Origin of the sequence: Pseudomonas sp. NPDC086566, from assembly GCF_050280885.1 — a bacterium.
Classification (GTDB): Bacteria; Pseudomonadota; Gammaproteobacteria; order Pseudomonadales; family Pseudomonadaceae; genus Aquipseudomonas; species Aquipseudomonas vlassakiae.
Window position 1 is genome coordinate 633394 of record NZ_JBNNWD010000002.1, and the last position, 15366, is coordinate 648759.

Sequence of the window (15366 nt, forward strand, 5' to 3'; positions counted from 1 at the left end):
TCGCTTTGCATCCCTCCCAAGTCCATTCGTTTCCCCGTGTTTACGGGCATATTGCGCCAGCCGCCCCGGTAGGCTACTGTGCCTGCAAGTATGAGCGAGACCTATCCTGTGTTGATCGTCAGCAAACTCTTGATGCGCGTTATCAAGGCCCACGCCCGTTGGCGTTGGCGCGCCTGACTTTATCTCCTGCCGGTTCGTCCGGCCCGTCCCCGTTTACCTTCCTGTCCGTTTAGCGACTGCCCTTCGTGGCCAAACCGTGCCTGCGGTTGTGTAGGAAGGTTCGTTTTTTGAAGTCAGTAGATTCAAGAGGTTTAGCCCGATGTTACTGATGATCGACAATTACGACTCATTCACTTACAACGTCGTTCAGTACCTTGGCGAGCTGGGTGCCGAGGTCAAGGTCATTCGCAATGACGAAATGACCATCGCCGAGATCGAAGCCCTCAAGCCCGAGCGCATCGTCGTCTCCCCTGGCCCGTGCACGCCGAGCGAAGCGGGCGTGTCCATCGAAGCCATCCTGCACTTTGCCGGCAAGTTGCCGATCCTTGGCGTGTGCCTTGGCCACCAGTCCATCGGCCAGGCCTTTGGCGGGGATGTGGTGCGCGCCCGTCAGGTCATGCATGGCAAGACCAGCCCGGTGCACCATCGCGACCTCGGCGTGTTCGCCGGGCTCAATAATCCGCTCACGGTGACCCGCTACCACTCCCTGGTGGTCAAGCGCGAAACCCTGCCGGATTGCCTGGAAGTCACCGCCTGGACTGCCCATGAAGACGGTTCGGTCGACGAGATCATGGGCCTGCGCCACAAGACCTTGAACATCGAAGGGGTACAGTTCCACCCCGAGTCCATCCTCACCGAGCAGGGCCACGAGCTGTTCGCCAACTTCCTCAAGCAGACCGGCGGCCGCCGCTAAGGATTGATCATGGATATCAAGAGCGCGTTGGGCCGCATCGTCGGTCATCTGGACCTCAGCACCGATGAAATGCGCGACGTCATGCGCCAGATCATGACCGGCCAGTGCAGCGAGGCGCAGATCGGTGCCTTCCTGATGGGCATGCGCATGAAGAGCGAGAGCATTGACGAGATCGTCGGTGCGGTCTCGGTGATGCGCGAGCTGGCCGACAAAGTCGAACTGAAAAGTCTCGACGGCGTAGTGGATATCGTCGGTACCGGCGGTGATGGCGCCAACATCTTCAACGTTTCCACCGCCTCGTCGTTTGTCCTCGCCGCTGCCGGCTGCAGCGTGGCCAAGCATGGCAACCGGGCCGTGTCAGGCAAGAGCGGCAGCGCCGACCTGCTGGAAGCCGCCGGTATCTACTTGAACCTGACCCCGACCCAGGTCGCTCGCTGCATCGACAGCTTGGGTATCGGTTTCATGTTCGCCCAGAGCCATCACAGTGCCATGAAATATGCCGCTGGCCCGCGTCGCGATCTGGGTCTGCGTACCCTGTTCAACATGCTCGGCCCGCTTACGAATCCGGCCGGTGTGAAGCACCAGGTGGTCGGCGTGTTCACCCAGGCGCTATGCCGCCCGTTGGCCGAAGTACTGCAGCGCCTGGGCAGCAAGCATGTGCTGGTGGTGCATTCGAAGGATGGCCTGGACGAGTTCAGCCTGGCTGCGCCAACCTTTGTCGCCGAGCTGAAGAATGACGAGATCACCGAGTATTGGGTCGAACCCGAAGACCTCGGCATGAAAAGCCAGAGCCTGCACGGCTTGGCTGTCGAGACGCCGCAGGCCTCGCTGGAGCTGATCCGCGATGCCCTGAGCCGGCGCAAGACTGAAAACGGCCAGAAGGCCGCCGAAATGATCGTGCTCAATGCCGGCGCGGCACTGTATGCCGCTGACCATGCCATGAGCCTGAAGGCTGGCGTGGAACTGGCCCACGACGTACTGCACACCGGGCTGGCCTGGGAGAAACTGCAGGAACTGGGCGCCTTTACTGCAGTATTCAAGGTGGAGAACGAAGCATGAGTGTGCCGACGGTGCTGGAAAAGATCATCGCCCGCAAGTTCCAGGAAGTGGCCGAGCGCAGCGCGCGCGTCAGCCTTGCCGAGCTGGAGCGCAAGGCCAAGGCAGCGGATGCCCCACGTGGCTTTGCCAATGCACTTGTTGAGCAGGCCAAGCGCAAGCAGCCAGCGGTAATCGCCGAAATCAAGAAGGCGTCGCCGAGCAAAGGCGTGATCCGCGAAGACTTCGTGCCGGCGGACATCGCCGTCAGCTACGAAAAGGGCGGGGCGACCTGCCTCTCGGTGCTGACCGATGTGGATTACTTCCAGGGCGCTGACGAGTACCTGCAGCAGGCCCGCGCCGCGGTTTCTCTGCCGGTGATCCGCAAGGACTTCATGGTCGACCCCTACCAGATCGTCGAGGCCCGAGCCCTGGGTGCTGACTGCGTGCTGCTGATCGTATCGGCGCTGGATGATGTGAAAATGCTCGAGCTGGCCTCGGTGGCCAAGGACGTCGGCCTCGACGTGCTGGTCGAAGTGCATGACAGCGATGAACTGGAGCGTGCGTTGAAGCACCTCGATACGCCGCTGGTGGGTGTGAACAACCGTAACCTGCACACCTTCGAGGTCAGCCTGGAAGCCACCCTCGACTTGCTGCCGCGCATTCCACGTGACCGCCTGGTGGTTACCGAGAGCGGTATTCTCAACCGCGCCGATGTCGAGCTGATGGAAATCAACGAGGTGTACTCGTTCCTGGTTGGTGAGGCGTTCATGCGCGCCCCGCAGCCAGGGCTGGAACTGCAGCGGTTGTTCTTCCCGGATCAGGTGAAGAAGACCGTTCAGGCTCTGGACTGATTGAAACCAAGCCGGCTTTATGCCGGCTTTTTTGTATGCCTGTTCCGGCCTCTTCGCGGACGTGCCCGTAAAAGGTCGGTGAAACCAACATCATAGGTGGATCAATGACCGATCAACCCCTGGCCCTGACTGTCGAACAAGGCCTGCAAGCCGAGCAGGAGCTATTGGCTGCCGTTTGCCGAGGCGAGCGCGATTGCGGCGTGCTGTTCTGGCGCCCCACCGACCACGCCCTGGTCATGCCCCGGCGCATGAGCCGGCTGGAAAATTTCGAAGCCGCTTGTGCCGAGCTGGCGATTGCCGGCTGGCCGATCCTGCTGCGTGAAACGGGCGGCGAGCCAGTGCCGCAGTCGCACGCCACGGTAAACATTGCGCTGGTCTACGTGGCCCCGCGCAGCGAAGGCGACCATGGCCGTATTGAAAGCGCCTACGAGCGCCTTTGTCTGCCCTTGTGCGATGTGTTGCGCGAGTGGGGGGGCGTCGCTTCGGTGGGCGAGATCGACGGTGCTTTCTGCGATGGCCGTTATAACGTGAACCTCAATGGCCGCAAGCTGGTCGGTACGGCCCAGCGCTGGCGCCAGGGTCTGGGTGGCAAACGCCCGGTGGTGCTGGTGCATGGTGCGCTGCTGCTGGACAACGAGCGCGAGTCGATGATCGCAGCGGTCAACCGCTTCAATGAGTGCTGCGACCTGGAGCAACGCTGCCGCGCCGACAGCCATATCGCCTTGCACGAAGTGGCGCCTGAGGCACCCTGGTTCGAGCGCCTGTCCCTGGCCTATGACGACGTGTTGGCAGCCATTCCCAGAGACTAACGGGTGCCGTAGACCACCATGGTCTTGCCCTTGACCTGTACCAGGCTGCGCTCTTCGAGGTCCTTGAGGACGCGGCCGACCATCTCACGCGAGCAACCGACGATGCGGCCGATTTCCTGTCGGGTTATCTTGATCTGCATACCGTCCGGGTGGGTCATGGCATCCGGTTGCTTGCACAGGTCGAGCAGGCAGCGGGCCACGCGACCGGTGACGTCAAAGAAGGCCAGGTCGCCAACCTTTCGTGTGGTGTTGCGCAGGCGCTGGGCCATCTGGCTGCCCAAGGCGTAGAGAATCTCCGGGTCCTGGCGGGCCAGTTCGCGAAACTTTTCGTAGCTGATCTCGGCGACTTCGCACTCGGTCTTGGCCCGCACCCAAGCGCTGCGCTGTTGTTCGCCACCGACCGGTTCGAACAGCCCCAGTTCGCCAAAGAAGTCGCCATTGTTGAGGTAGGCGATGATCATCTCGTGACCTTCGTCGTCTTCGATCAGGATGGTGACCGAGCCCTTGATGATGAACGACAGCGTTTCGGCACGGTCGCCTGCGCAGATGATATTGCTTTTGGCGGTGTAGCGGCGGCGCTGGCAATGAACCAGCAGTTTGTCGATGTTCTTGATCTTGGCGGGTAGGGCGGAGGCAACCATCACGAAATCCTGTTCGAGGCGAGGCATAGGCTCTTCTAGACCTTGTCTGACGCAATGCGCCAGTCAATTGGCGCCAGCTTATCAGACAGCGCTAGAAGTTTTGACACTAAAGCGACTCGCATTGAGCTTTTCCGACAGGCATACAAGGCTTAAGCTGACACCCTTTTGCGAATCCAGGAGTACGGACAGATGAAGGCACGCATCCAGTGGGCCGGTGAGGCGATGTTCCTCGGTGAATCGGGCAGCGGCCACGTGGTTGTGATGGACGGCCCGCCCGAGGCGGGTGGCCGCAACCTGGGCGTGCGCCCGATGGAAATGCTCCTGCTCGGCCTTGGAGGCTGTAGCAGCTTCGACGTGGTGAGCATCCTGAAGAAGTCGCGTCAGGCGGTGGAAAGCTGCGAAGCGTTCCTGGAAGCCGAGCGTGCCAGTGAAGACCCGAAGGTGTTCACCAAGATCCACATGAACTTCGTGGTCAAAGGGCGAGGGCTGAAAGAGGCTCAAGTCAAGCGTGCGGTAGAGCTATCGGCTGAGAAGTACTGCTCGGCGTCGATCATGCTCGAACGTGCCGGTGTGGAAATCACCCATGGCTATGAAATCGTAGAACTGGGCTGAGTTCGAGATTTTGGGGCTGCTGTGCAGCCCTTTCGCGACACAAGGCCGCTCCTACAAGGGATCGCGATCTCCTGTAGGAGCGGCCTTGTGTCGCGAAAGCGGGGATCTTCAGTCAGTCACGCAGGGCTGGAAGCGCCGCGAGCAACCAGTCAGGCAAGCTGCTTCTGACTGCTTGGCTCAACCGCTCCCGCCGCTTCTGATAGCCCAATCCCAAGCCGATCACCCCCAGCCCGATCAAAGTCAGCACCACCGGGAACAGCAGCGAGTCGGCAAACACCTCGTAAGACAGATACCCCAGATACGCCGCCACCCCAAGCGCGCCGAACACCATGAACACCGGCCGGCGCAACAGCACCGCTGCACCCATCAACCCCAGGTTGATCAGGCAGTACAGCGCCTTGCCCAGTTCACTGTCGCTTTCCATCATCGTCAGCCCGCCCCAGAATGCCGCCAGGCCAGCCAGGTAGCCCCAATGGGCATAGTCCTCTCGGGTTCGCCCGTCGACGATCAGGAATACCAAGAGCAAGCCGAGCCCGAACCACAGTGACACCGTGCGCCGCTGTTCCCAGGAGAAGGGCGAGCCATACACCCATTCGCTAAGGTCCATCGACATGAACCACAGGGCCACGGCGATCGGCATCACCACGAAGGGGTAGGGAATCAGGCGCAGCATGAGCAGCCCGGCGACCACGGTGGCGGCCTCCATCAGCAGCCAGCCGCCCTGCACGTAGGTGAAGTACTGGTGATAGTCCGCTTGCGCATCATCCAGTGGCCACCAACCCGTCAGGCGTTCGATGGCGAACACGACCAACGGCACGATGCTGACCGCGACGGCGGCCAGTACCCCGGCGGCAACCGGTTGCTTGCGCCCCTGCAGGTTGAGGGCGAACAAGGTGAGCAGAACGACATAAAGCGTGGCGATGGCCAGCAAGGCCCCGTCACCCATTGCCATCCAGGCTTCGGTCAGCAGCCAGCCCATTGCCCCCATGATCAGCAGGGCGCCGAAGTAGAAGGCGACATGGGCAAGCTGGAAACTGCCGTGGGCTGGCGTTTGCTGGCGCAGGAACGCCAGCAAGGCCTGGTCCTGGCCAGGCTGGAGAATGCCGGCTTGCACGGCGCGCGCCAGGTCCTTGGCGTCGATACGGTCCCTCATGCGTGTGTCCTTGTCAGATGCGGTAGGTACTTTTGGTCATGACCTTGGCCAGCAGGCTCATGCCGAAACGCACCGGCATCGGGAAGCGGTAGCCGCCGGCTTCAAGCGCAGATTCGGCGTGCTGCTCTTCATCCATGCGCATCTGCTCGAGGATGGCGCGGGATTTTTCGTCTTCCTGCGGCAGCTGTTCCAGGTGTTCGTCCAGGTGCTTGCAGACCTGATGCTCGGTAGCGGCGACGAAACCCAGGCTGACTTTGTCGCTGACCAGGCCGGCGAGAGCGCCAATGCCGAATGACATGCCGTAGAACAGCGGGTTGAGCACGCTCGGGTGGCTGCCCAGTTGGCGGATACGTTGTTCGCACCAGGCCAGGTGGTCGACTTCTTCTTCGGCAGCATGTTCCATGGCCTTGCGCACTTGCGGCAGCTTGGCGGTCAGGGCCTGGCCCTGATACAACGCCTGGGCGCAGACTTCCCCGGTATGGTTGATGCGCATCAGCCCGGCAATGTGGCGGGTCTGGTTGTCATCCAGTTCCGCGTCAGGCTGGATGATCGCCGGCGAGGGGCGGGAGGGTTGGCCGCTGAAGGGGAGCAAGGTGCGCATGGCGGTATCGGCCTGCAGCAACAAGCGGTCGAGCGGCGAGTAGTGACGTTCGGTAGCCATCGGGCACCTCCGCTGAAGTGATGCCCGACAGTTTACCTCAATCGCCCGGGATGAGCTTGCCTTGGGTCAGCCCGGCGGCCAGTTCATCTGGCGCTGGCCAAGCACGTGCATGTGGATGTGATAGACGGTCTGGCCGCCTTGCTCGTTGCAGTTCATGACCACGCGGAAGCCATCCTCGCAGCCCAGTTCCTTGGCCAGGCGCTGGGCGGTAAACAGGATGTGGCCGGCCAGGCCCTTGTCCTCTTCGGTCAGGTCATTGAGGGTACGGATGTGCTTCTTCGGGATGACCAGAAAATGCACCGGCGCCTGCGGCGCGATGTCATGGAACGCCAGAACCTGGTCGTCCTCGTAAATGATCTTCGCCGGGATCTCCCGGTTGATGATCTTGATGAATAGATCTTCCACAGCACTTGCTCCATGGTGAGTGTCGGCCGAGTGTACTCAGCCGGGCGTCACTCGCCCAGTGGCTATTCCATGCCAACCGGGCAGTAACGGCGATGGATGAAGCCTGCCAGCTTGCGCGTCAGCCAGCGCGGCAGCAGGCGCGGAGCGAAGGCCAGCCAGCGATTACGCCGTACCGGCATGATCACTGCGCGATTTTTCGCCAATGCGCGCACCGTGTACAACGCCACTTCTTCAGGGCTCAGGCATCGGCTGTTGCCTTCAAGCCGGGGGATGCGCCGGCGCGACGAGCGTACCGGGCCGGGGCAAAGCACCGATACCTTGATGCCTGCAGGCTTGAGCTCTTCGCGCAGCGCTTCGCTGAAGTGCATCACATAGGCCTTGCTGGCGGCATAGGTGGCCATGCCCGGTCCCGGTGCCATGGCGGCCAGGCCGGCGACGTTGAGGATCTGCCCGCCACCTTGCACGGCCATCAGGTTGCCGATGGCGTGGCACAGTCGGCTCAGGGCAAGGATGTTGACTTCCAGCAAGTCTTGCTCGTCGGCCCATTCGTGGGCCAGAAACGGGCCATAGGTCCGCTGGCCTGCGCAGTTGGCCAACAGGTCGATGCGTCGCTCGCCCTCTTCCAGTTCCAGCACGAAACCGGACAGCCGCAGGGGTTGGCTGAGATCACAGGCGCGCAGCAGAACCTCGACGCCGAAGCGTTGGGCCAGCTCGAGCGCTATCGGCTCCAACGTTTCTCGATGGCGTGCCACCAGGATCAGGTTGCGCCCACGCCGCGCCAGTGCTTCCGCCAGGGCCAGGCCCAGGCCGCTGGAAGCTCCGGTAATCATGGCGTAACGGGTCATGCAGGGCTCCTGGGGGCTGAAGAGGGCGCCTAGTGTACAGCCTGGCCGGGCGAGTTGTTGCCTTTTGCTACCGGGCTTTGTCGCGCAATGCCTGGGAACGCGCCAAGGCGGCGCGGTACTCGCCGTGCAGGCGCTCGATCAGTGTGGCGGCCGCAGGCAGGTCATGGATTTCGCCGACGCCTTGGCCGGCCGACCAGACGGTCTTCCAGGCCCTGGCTTCATCGTCGATCGGCTTGAGCTTGCCTTGCTCATGCCCGGTTTTCAGTGCCGCCATGTCATACCCGGCCTGTTCAAGGCTGGGACGCAGGAAGCTGGCCGGTATGCCGGAGACCGCAGGCGTGTGGATGATGTCTGCGGCTTGGGCCTGAAGGAGCATCTGTTTGTAGGCCGGTTGGGCATGGCTTTCGTGGGTGGCAATGAAGCGCGTGCCCATGTAGGCCAGGTCGGCACCGAGCAATTGCGCGGCGAGAATCTCGTGGCCGTGGTTGATGCAACCGGCCAGCAGCAGGGTCTTGTCGAAGAACTGGCGGATTTCGGCCGCCAGCGCGAACGGGCTCCAGGTACCTGCATGGCCACCGGCGCCGGCTGCCACGGCGATCAGACCATGGACGCCGGCTTCGGCGGCTTTCTCGGCGTGACGGCGAGTGGTGACGTCGTGGAACACCAGGCCGCCGTAGCCGTGCACGGCATCTACCACTTCCTTCACGGCGCCGAGGCTGGTGATGACAATGGGTACGCGGTGCTCGACGCACAGTGCGAGGTCAGCCTGTAACCTCGGGTTGGTCGGGTGGACGATCAGGTTCACCGCATAGGGCGCTGGCGCCTGCAACTGTGCCAGTCCCGCCTCGATTTCTTCCAGCCAGGCCTTGAAGCCGGCGCTGTCACGTTGGTTCAACGCCGGGAAACTGCCGACCACGCCACTGCCACAGCAGGCCAGTACCAGCTCGGGGTTGGAGATCAGGAACATCGGCGCCGCCACCACAGGCAAGCGCAGGCGTTGTTCAAGCGAAGCGGGCAGGGACATGGATGAGGCTCCATCGTGTTATGTCAGAACGGTTTGACCACCACGAGAATCACGATGCCCAGCAGGAACAGCACAGGCACCTCGTTGAACCAGCGGTAGTAGACGTGGCTGCGGGTATTGTTGCCAGCGGCGAAGCGTTTGCGCTGAGCGCCACAGATGTGATGGTAGCCGGTCAGCAGAATCACCAGGGTGAGCTTGGCATGCAGCCAGCCTTGGCTCAGCCATCCGGGTGTCAGGTAGAGCATCCAGGCGCCAAATACGTAGGTGGCGATCATTGCCGGGTTCATGATGCCGCGGTACAGCTTGCGCTCCATGGTAACGAAGCGTTCCTGGCTGATACTGTCCTGACTCTGGGCGTGGTAGACGAACAGCCTGGGCAGGTAGAACAGGCCGGCGAACCAGCAAACCACGCTGACGATATGCAGCGCTTTGATCCATAGGTAAAGCATGGAGGGAGTTCCTTCAGGTAATCACGGTCGTCAGATAGTAGAGCCCAAGCGCTCGAAGGGGCACCCCAAGAGTTGTTACAGCCGCTTTGCCCCCCTATCATCGTGCGCTTTCCAGACGGCTCGTTGATAAGGGGCAAGCGTTATGATCAAGGTCGGTATCGTCGGCGGCACGGGTTACACCGGCGTCGAACTGTTGCGTCTGCTGGCACAGCATCCTCAGGCCGAAGTGGCGGTCATCACTTCGCGCTCCGAAGCGGGCGTGGCGGTGGCCGACATGTATCCGAACCTGCGCGGCCACTATGACGGCCTGGCTTTCAGTGTGCCGGACAGCAAAACCTTGGCTGCCTGCGACGTGGTGTTCTTCGCCACGCCGCACGGGGTCGCCCATGCCCTGGCTGGCGAGCTGTTGGCGGCCGGGACCAAGGTGATCGACCTGTCCGCCGACTTCCGCCTGCAGGATGCAGCCGAGTGGGGCAAATGGTACGGCCAGCCACATGGCGCTCCAGAGCTGCTCAAGGACGCCGTCTACGGCTTGCCAGAGGTCAACCGAGAAAAAATCCGCCAGGCACGCCTGATTGCCGTGCCGGGTTGCTACCCGACTGCTACCCAGTTGGGCTTCCTGCCTCTGCTCGAAGCAGGCCTGGCCGACCCCTCGCGCCTCATTGCCGACTGCAAGTCGGGCGTCAGCGGCGCTGGCCGTGGCGCAGCGGTTGGTTCGCTGTTCTGTGAGGCAGGCGAAAGCATGAAGGCCTACGCGGTCAAGGGCCACCGTCACCTGCCTGAAATCAGCCAGGGCCTGCGCCTGGCCGCTGGCAAGGACATCGGGCTGACCTTCGTCCCGCACCTGACTCCGATGATCCGTGGTATCCACGCCACCCTGTATGCGACCGTCGCCGACAAGTCGGTCGACCTGCAGGCGCTGTTCGAGAAGCGCTACGCCGACGAGCCGTTCGTCGACGTTATGCCGGCCGGCAGCCACCCGGAAACCCGCAGCGTGCGCGGAGCCAACGTCTGCCGTATCGCCGTTCATCGCCCGCAGGGTGGTGATCTGGTCGTGGTGCTGTCGGTAATCGACAACCTGGTCAAAGGTGCTTCGGGCCAGGCGGTGCAGAACCTCAACATCCTCTTCGGCCTGGACGAGCGCATGGGCCTTTCCCATGCCGGCCTGCTGCCGTAAGCGCTCGCTGGTGGAACCGGCCCGCCCAGTGCGGGCCTTTTCGTTTGTCGCGACTAAAGCCGCACAATTCTTGACCAATTTTCTCGGAGAAGCGGATAATGCGCGTCATCGAGTTTTATGGCGGCTACCGCGCCGGGAGAATCAACATGAGCGTCGAAACCTTCACCCCTACGGCTTTGGAATTCACCCACGGCGCCGCGCAAAAGGTGAAGAACCTGGTTTCCGAAGAAGGCAATGACCGCCTCAAGCTGCGCGTGTTCGTCACCGGTGGCGGCTGCTCGGGCTTCCAGTACGGGTTCACCTTCGATGAGGACGTGGCTGAAGACGACACCATTGTCGAGCGTGAAGGCGTTTCGCTGGTGGTCGACCCAATGAGCTTCCAGTATCTCGCCGGTGCCGAAGTGGACTATCAGGAAGGCCTGGAAGGTTCGCGCTTCGTGATCAAGAACCCGAATGCGGCGACCACTTGCGGTTGCGGTTCCTCGTTCTCGATCTGAGCCCAGATTGTACGCAAACGCCGCGCTATTGCGCGGCGTTTTGCATTCTGGCTTGTAATCAGGCGGGGTAGATTGCGCCGAGTACGCGAAGCCCCTTGGCTGCTGTCACACTTGGCCGATTGGCAGCAATACCCTCAAGGCAGCAGTGGGCGAGCCAGGCAAAGGCCATGGCCTCGACCCAGTCCGGATCCACGCCATGGGCACCGGTGCTGGTTACCCGAGCCTTGGGTAGCAGCTCGGCAAGCCGATTCATCAGCGCGCCATTGCGAGCGCCGCCGCCGCAGACCAGCAGTGCCTCGGTGCCATGCTGGGCGTTCTGCAACGATTCGACGATGCCGCGCGCGGTCAGCTCCAGCAGAGTGGCCTGCACATCTTCGTCACGGTAGCTCGGCAGACTCGCCAGGTGGCCATCCAGCCATGGCAGGTTGAACACTTCTCGGCCGGTGCTCTTCGGGCCGGTGCCGGCGAAGAACGGGTCACTCAGCAGACGGCTGAGCAAATCGCCCTGCACGATGCCGCTGGCAGCCCAGGCACCATCCGCGTCATAAGCCTGACCACGCTTGCGCTCGATCCAGGCGTCCAGCAGTACGTTGCCTGGCCCGCAGTCGAAACCATGCACGGGCTTGTCCTCTTCGATCAGGCTCAGGTTGCTGAAACCACCCACATTGAGGACCGCCAGGCGCTGGCCGAGGTGGCCGAACAGGGTTTCATGGAAGGCCGGCACCAAGGGGGCGCCCTGGCCCCCTGCAGCTACATCCCGGCGGCGAAAGTCGGCGACCACGCTGATACCGGTAAGCTCGGCGAGCAGCGCCGGGTTGCCGATCTGCACGGTGAAGCCGCGAGCCGGCTCATGGCGGATGGTCTGGCCATGGCTGCCGATCGCGCGGATGGCCTCGGCCTGCAGCCCTTGCTTGTCGAGCAACTGCCGTACGCCTTCACCTGCCAGGCTGGCCCAGCGGTTCTCTGCCAGCGCGGCGCGGGCAATCTCGTCGGGGCCACTGCTGCAGAGGCTGAGCAGTTGCTGGCGCAGGTCGGCCGGCATGGGAAGGTAATGAATGGCGAGCAACTGAAGCTGCTCGCCCTGATCGACCAGGGCGATATCCAGGCCATCAAGGCTGGTGCCGGACATCACCCCCAGATAAAGCGCCATGGGTCAGCGCTTGTTGGCCGCGAGCATGGTGGCCTTTTCCTGGTCCATGCGGGCGATCAATGGTTGGCTCTGTTGCATGAAGCGCTGGCGTTCGTTCTTGGCGATCGGGTCAGCCATCGGCACCTTCTGGCTCAGCGGGTCGACGTGCACGCCGTTTACCTGGAACTCGTAGTGCAGGTGCGGGCCGGTCGACAGGCCAGTAGTACCGATGTAGCCGATGATCTGGCCCTGCTTCACATTGCTGCCGGTCTTGATGCCCTTGGCGAAGCCCTGCATGTGACCGTAAAGGGTTTTGTAGCTGTTGCCGTGGGCAATGATCACAGTGTTGCCGTAACCGCCACGGCGGCCAGCCAGTTCGATGCGGCCATCACCGGCGGCCTTGATCGGCGTGCCACGCGGGGCGGCATAGTCCACACCTTTGTGCGCGCGGATCTTGTTCAGGATCGGGTGCTTGCGACCGGCGGAAAAGCGCGAGCTGATGCGGGCGAAGTCGACCGGGGTACGGATGAACGCTTTGCGCAGGCTATTGCCGTCAGCGGTGTAGTAGCTGGTGTTGCCCTGCTTGTTGGTGTAGCGCACGGCGGTGTACGTCTTGCCGCGGTTGGTGAAGCGTGCGGACAGGATGTTGCCGGTGCCGACCACCTTGCCGTCCATGACCTTTTGCTCGTAGACCACGTCGAACTCGTCGCCCGGGCGGATATCCTGAGCGAAGTCGATGTCGTAGCCCAGAACCTTGGCCATGTCCATGGTCATGCTGTGGGAAAGGCCGGCGCGCTGGGCAGATGCCGACAGCGAGCTTTTGATCACGCCATGGGCGTAAGCGGTGCGGACCACCGGCTTGCTGATCTCGCGATCGAAGGTGTAGCCCTGCGCGGTCTTGGTCAGGCGGATGGTTTCGAGGTTGCTGACCTTGCTGTGCAGGCTGGCCAGTTGGCCATCCTTGTCGAGTTCGAACTGCAGCACCTGGCCATGCTTCAGCTGGCTGAACTGCTTGGCTTGCTTGTTGCTGGCCAGCAGGTCGTGCACGGCATTGGCCGGTAGACCTACCTTGGCGAACAGGGTGGAAAGGGTGTCGCCACGGGATACGGTCACTTCACGATGACCTGGTTCCTTGGCCGCAGGGGTTTTCTCGGTGGCAGGCGCTTCTTGTGCTGCCTGTTCAGTGTTGGTTTCGGCGCTGTCGATCTGTGCGAAAGGGGAGCCCTGTTCGCCTTGGGCCTGCACCAGCGGCGTGGTGTTGGTTTCGTCCTTCAGCTGCTCGGCCGGGCTTTCCAGCTCCAGGCTGAGGGTGGTCTTTTTGGCTTCGACCTCGCTGGAGGGAAATACCAGCAGCGCCAGGCTGAGCAGGGCGGCGATGCCGCTGGCGGCCAACAGATGGCTTTTCGGATAAAGCGGGGGCGCTTTAGGCGTTTCGTTGGTCATAGGTAAGGTGACTTTGAAGAAAAATGAATATGGAAAAGATGAATGACATGATGAAGATGAAATAACTGTATAAAATATAACCAAATCCGCTTTCGCGCAAGGGCGCGTAGACGCCGTGACGCGTCGGTCGGGTCACATTTCATTTCGAAACTTGTAATTGATCGCCGATCTTGTATGGTTGGCTCCCTTTGAATCTGAGCCTTGCGGGTCTGTCTATGAAGTCGGTTGAAGAGCAGCTGGCGCTTATCAAGCGCGGTGCGGAAGAGGTATTGGTCGAGTCGGAACTGGTCGAGAAGCTCAAGCGTGGCCAGCCTCTGCGTATCAAGGCAGGCTTCGACCCGACTGCGCCTGACCTGCATTTGGGGCATACCGTGCTGATCAACAAGCTGCGCCAGTTCCAGGAGCTGGGGCATCAGGTCATCTTCCTGATCGGTGACTTCACCGGCATGATCGGTGACCCGAGCGGCAAGAGTGCCACGCGCCCACCGCTGACCCGCGAGCAGGTGCTGGAGAACGCCGAGACCTACAAGCAGCAGGTCTTCAAGATCCTCGACCCGGCCAAGACTGAAGTCGCGTTCAACTCGACCTGGATGGACCAGCTGACCCCGGCGGACTTCATTCGCCTGGCATCGCAGTACACCGTTGCACGCATGCTCGAGCGTGATGACTTCGACAAGCGCTATACCACCAACCAGCCGATCGCCATTCATGAGTTCCTTTACCCGCTGGTGCAGGGTTACGACTCCGTGGCGCTGAGGGCGGATGTGGAGCTGGGTGGGACCGATCAGAAGTTCAACCTGCTGATGGGGCGCGAGTTGCAGCGTTCCTATGGGCAGGAGGCACAGAACATTGTGACCATGCCACTGCTCGAAGGGCTTGATGGTGTGAAGAAGATGTCCAAGTCGCTGGGCAACTATGTCGGCATCCAGGAGGCGCCGGGTGTGATGTACAGCAAGCTGGTGTCGATCCCGGACACACTGATGTGGCGTTACTTCGAGCTGCTGAGCTTCCGCTCGATGGAAGAGATCGATCAGTTCCGGGTCGACGTGGCCAATGGCGCGAACCCGCGTGACATCAAGATCAAGCTGGCCGAGGAGATCGTTGCGCGTTTCCACGGCGAAGAGGCTGCGGCCAATGCTCATCGCGCGTCGGGCAATCGCATGAAAGAGGGCGAGCTGCCGGAAGATCTGCCGGAGATTGAAGTGGCTGCCGCTGAGGACCTGCCGATTGCTGCCGTGCTGAACCGTGCAGGCCTGGTCAAGAACTCGGCCCAGGCGCGCGACCTGCTCAGTAGTGGTGCAGTGAAAGTCGATGGTGCGGTGGTTGATAAGGACTTCATGTTTGTTCTCGGTGCGACCCATGTGTGCCAGGCGGGCAAGAAGTCGTTTGGCCGGGTTACCCTGAAGGCTGAGTGATCGCCTGCTGTTATGGCTATATAGAAGCGGGGAGGCCGACAGGCCTCCCCGCTTTGCTTTTCAGCGATATTAAAGGTTCTTGAAATTAAGGGTTGACGGGGTTTCGAATCCCCTTATAATGCGCCCCACTTCTAGCGACATCGGAACGACAAACTCCTTGATTTTCAATGAGTTAGACGATTCGCAAGATGCTGGAAGGCTTCGGTCAAATGATCGATAGCGGTTGAGATGAAGGTTGACAGCGGTTTTAAACGCTGTATTATTCGCCTCCCGCTACGAGAGATCGCAGCGAGCCAAGTGTTTG

At 61.6% G+C, this 15366-nt stretch carries 17 protein-coding genes; 8 read left to right on the forward strand and 9 right to left on the reverse strand.

What is annotated here, in order from left to right; genetic code table 11:
* Positions 1-319 precede the first annotated feature (319 nt).
* From ACQKPS_RS07080 to ACQKPS_RS07095, 4 genes are all read left to right on the forward strand, one after another.
* A complete protein-coding gene (locus ACQKPS_RS07080) occupies positions 320-913 on the forward strand; it encodes an aminodeoxychorismate/anthranilate synthase component II (RefSeq protein WP_283725003.1) in 594 nt (197 codons plus the stop codon).
* 9 nt (positions 914-922) lie between these two features.
* On the forward strand, positions 923-1972 hold the full coding sequence (trpD, locus tag ACQKPS_RS07085; RefSeq protein ID WP_254481653.1) for an anthranilate phosphoribosyltransferase: 1050 nt from the start codon (positions 923-925) through the stop codon (positions 1970-1972).
* Complete coding sequence (trpC, locus tag ACQKPS_RS07090) at positions 1969-2802, forward strand: indole-3-glycerol phosphate synthase TrpC (protein WP_427603331.1); 834 nt, start codon at positions 1969-1971, stop codon at positions 2800-2802. The genes trpD and trpC overlap by 4 nt, the downstream gene beginning before the upstream one ends.
* Positions 2803-2906: 104 nt before the next feature.
* Complete coding sequence (locus tag ACQKPS_RS07095; protein ID WP_254481651.1) at positions 2907-3611, forward strand: lipoate--protein ligase family protein; 705 nt, start codon at positions 2907-2909, stop codon at positions 3609-3611.
* On the opposite strand, the gene crp is transcribed toward ACQKPS_RS07095, so the two are convergent.
* Positions 3608-4252, reverse strand: coding sequence for a cAMP-activated global transcriptional regulator CRP (gene crp, locus ACQKPS_RS07100; protein WP_254481650.1), 645 nt, complete (start codon positions 4250-4252; stop codon positions 3608-3610). The two genes, ACQKPS_RS07095 and crp, sit on opposite strands and share 4 nt — an antisense overlap.
* A gap of 189 nt (positions 4253-4441) precedes the next feature.
* On the opposite strand from crp, the gene ACQKPS_RS07105 reads away from it, so the two are divergent.
* A complete protein-coding gene (locus ACQKPS_RS07105; RefSeq protein WP_004376171.1) occupies positions 4442-4864 on the forward strand; it encodes an OsmC family protein in 423 nt (140 codons plus the stop codon).
* A gap of 112 nt (positions 4865-4976) precedes the next feature.
* Here ACQKPS_RS07105 and ACQKPS_RS07110 read toward each other — a convergent pair whose 3' ends face one another.
* From ACQKPS_RS07110 to hemJ, 6 genes are all read right to left on the reverse strand, one after another.
* Entirely contained in the window at positions 4977-6017 is a 1041-nt protein-coding gene (locus tag ACQKPS_RS07110; RefSeq protein ID WP_427603334.1) for a DUF2157 domain-containing protein, read from the reverse strand.
* 13 nt (positions 6018-6030) lie between these two features.
* On the reverse strand, positions 6031-6678 hold the full coding sequence (gene coq7, locus ACQKPS_RS07115) for a 2-polyprenyl-3-methyl-6-methoxy-1,4-benzoquinone monooxygenase (protein WP_283725000.1): 648 nt from the start codon (positions 6676-6678) through the stop codon (positions 6031-6033).
* A 66-nt stretch (positions 6679-6744) separates the two neighbouring features.
* The gene (locus ACQKPS_RS07120; protein ID WP_254481646.1) at positions 6745-7083 is read right to left on the reverse strand and encodes a histidine triad nucleotide-binding protein; all 339 of its coding nucleotides are present in this window, start codon (positions 7081-7083) and stop codon (positions 6745-6747) included.
* A gap of 62 nt (positions 7084-7145) precedes the next feature.
* The gene (locus tag ACQKPS_RS07125; RefSeq protein ID WP_254481645.1) at positions 7146-7928 is read right to left on the reverse strand and encodes an SDR family NAD(P)-dependent oxidoreductase; all 783 of its coding nucleotides are present in this window, start codon (positions 7926-7928) and stop codon (positions 7146-7148) included.
* A gap of 67 nt (positions 7929-7995) precedes the next feature.
* Positions 7996-8952 carry an NAD(P)H-dependent flavin oxidoreductase gene (locus tag ACQKPS_RS07130; protein ID WP_283724999.1) on the reverse strand — a complete coding sequence of 319 codons (957 nt, stop codon included), beginning with the start codon at positions 8950-8952 and terminating at the stop codon, positions 7996-7998.
* A 23-nt stretch (positions 8953-8975) separates the two neighbouring features.
* Positions 8976-9401 carry a protoporphyrinogen oxidase HemJ gene (gene hemJ, locus ACQKPS_RS07135; protein WP_054885191.1) on the reverse strand — a complete coding sequence of 142 codons (426 nt, stop codon included), beginning with the start codon at positions 9399-9401 and terminating at the stop codon, positions 8976-8978.
* A 142-nt stretch (positions 9402-9543) separates the two neighbouring features.
* Here hemJ and argC point away from each other — a divergent pair, with 142 nt between their 5' ends.
* Together argC and erpA are read left to right on the forward strand one after the other, a co-directional pair.
* Positions 9544-10578, forward strand: coding sequence for an N-acetyl-gamma-glutamyl-phosphate reductase (gene argC / locus ACQKPS_RS07140; RefSeq protein WP_283724998.1), 1035 nt, complete (start codon positions 9544-9546; stop codon positions 10576-10578).
* A 146-nt stretch (positions 10579-10724) separates the two neighbouring features.
* The gene (gene erpA / locus ACQKPS_RS07145; RefSeq protein ID WP_015268740.1) at positions 10725-11075 is read left to right on the forward strand and encodes an iron-sulfur cluster insertion protein ErpA; all 351 of its coding nucleotides are present in this window, start codon (positions 10725-10727) and stop codon (positions 11073-11075) included.
* Positions 11076-11133: 58 nt separating this feature from the next.
* Here the strand turns inward: erpA and ACQKPS_RS07150 are convergent, their stop codons facing one another.
* Together ACQKPS_RS07150 and ACQKPS_RS07155 are read right to left on the reverse strand one after the other, a co-directional pair.
* Entirely contained in the window at positions 11134-12225 is a 1092-nt protein-coding gene (locus ACQKPS_RS07150) for an anhydro-N-acetylmuramic acid kinase (protein ID WP_427603338.1), read from the reverse strand.
* A gap of 3 nt (positions 12226-12228) precedes the next feature.
* Positions 12229-13647 carry a peptidoglycan DD-metalloendopeptidase family protein gene (locus tag ACQKPS_RS07155; RefSeq protein ID WP_283724996.1) on the reverse strand — a complete coding sequence of 473 codons (1419 nt, stop codon included), beginning with the start codon at positions 13645-13647 and terminating at the stop codon, positions 12229-12231.
* Positions 13648-13862: 215 nt separating this feature from the next.
* On the opposite strand from ACQKPS_RS07155, the gene tyrS reads away from it, so the two are divergent.
* The gene (tyrS, locus tag ACQKPS_RS07160; protein WP_283724995.1) at positions 13863-15062 is read left to right on the forward strand and encodes a tyrosine--tRNA ligase; all 1200 of its coding nucleotides are present in this window, start codon (positions 13863-13865) and stop codon (positions 15060-15062) included.
* The last annotated feature ends 304 nt before the right edge of the window (positions 15063-15366 follow it).

Coding starts and splice junctions, on each gene's coding strand:
- ACQKPS_RS07110 (WP_427603334.1), bottom strand. CDS start 6,017: ATGAGGGACCGTATCGACGCCAAGGACCTGGCGCGCGCCGTGCAAGCC.
- hemJ (WP_054885191.1), bottom strand. CDS start 9,401: ATGCTTTACCTATGGATCAAAGCGCTGCATATCGTCAGCGTGGTTTGC.
- coq7 (WP_283725000.1), bottom strand. CDS start 6,678: ATGGCTACCGAACGTCACTACTCGCCGCTCGACCGCTTGTTGCTGCAG.
- erpA (WP_015268740.1), top strand. CDS start 10,725: ATGAGCGTCGAAACCTTCACCCCTACGGCTTTGGAATTCACCCACGGC.
- trpD (WP_254481653.1), top strand. CDS start 923: ATGGATATCAAGAGCGCGTTGGGCCGCATCGTCGGTCATCTGGACCTC.
- ACQKPS_RS07130 (WP_283724999.1), bottom strand. CDS start 8,952: ATGTCCCTGCCCGCTTCGCTTGAACAACGCCTGCGCTTGCCTGTGGTG.
- ACQKPS_RS07150 (WP_427603338.1), bottom strand. CDS start 12,225: ATGGCGCTTTATCTGGGGGTGATGTCCGGCACCAGCCTTGATGGCCTG.
- ACQKPS_RS07095 (WP_254481651.1), top strand. CDS start 2,907: ATGACCGATCAACCCCTGGCCCTGACTGTCGAACAAGGCCTGCAAGCC.
- ACQKPS_RS07155 (WP_283724996.1), bottom strand. CDS start 13,647: ATGACCAACGAAACGCCTAAAGCGCCCCCGCTTTATCCGAAAAGCCAT.
- ACQKPS_RS07080 (WP_283725003.1), top strand. CDS start 320: ATGTTACTGATGATCGACAATTACGACTCATTCACTTACAACGTCGTT.
- trpC (WP_427603331.1), top strand. CDS start 1,969: ATGAGTGTGCCGACGGTGCTGGAAAAGATCATCGCCCGCAAGTTCCAG.
- crp (WP_254481650.1), bottom strand. CDS start 4,252: ATGGTTGCCTCCGCCCTACCCGCCAAGATCAAGAACATCGACAAACTG.
- tyrS (WP_283724995.1), top strand. CDS start 13,863: ATGAAGTCGGTTGAAGAGCAGCTGGCGCTTATCAAGCGCGGTGCGGAA.
- ACQKPS_RS07105 (WP_004376171.1), top strand. CDS start 4,442: ATGAAGGCACGCATCCAGTGGGCCGGTGAGGCGATGTTCCTCGGTGAA.
- argC (WP_283724998.1), top strand. CDS start 9,544: ATGATCAAGGTCGGTATCGTCGGCGGCACGGGTTACACCGGCGTCGAA.
- ACQKPS_RS07125 (WP_254481645.1), bottom strand. CDS start 7,928: ATGACCCGTTACGCCATGATTACCGGAGCTTCCAGCGGCCTGGGCCTG.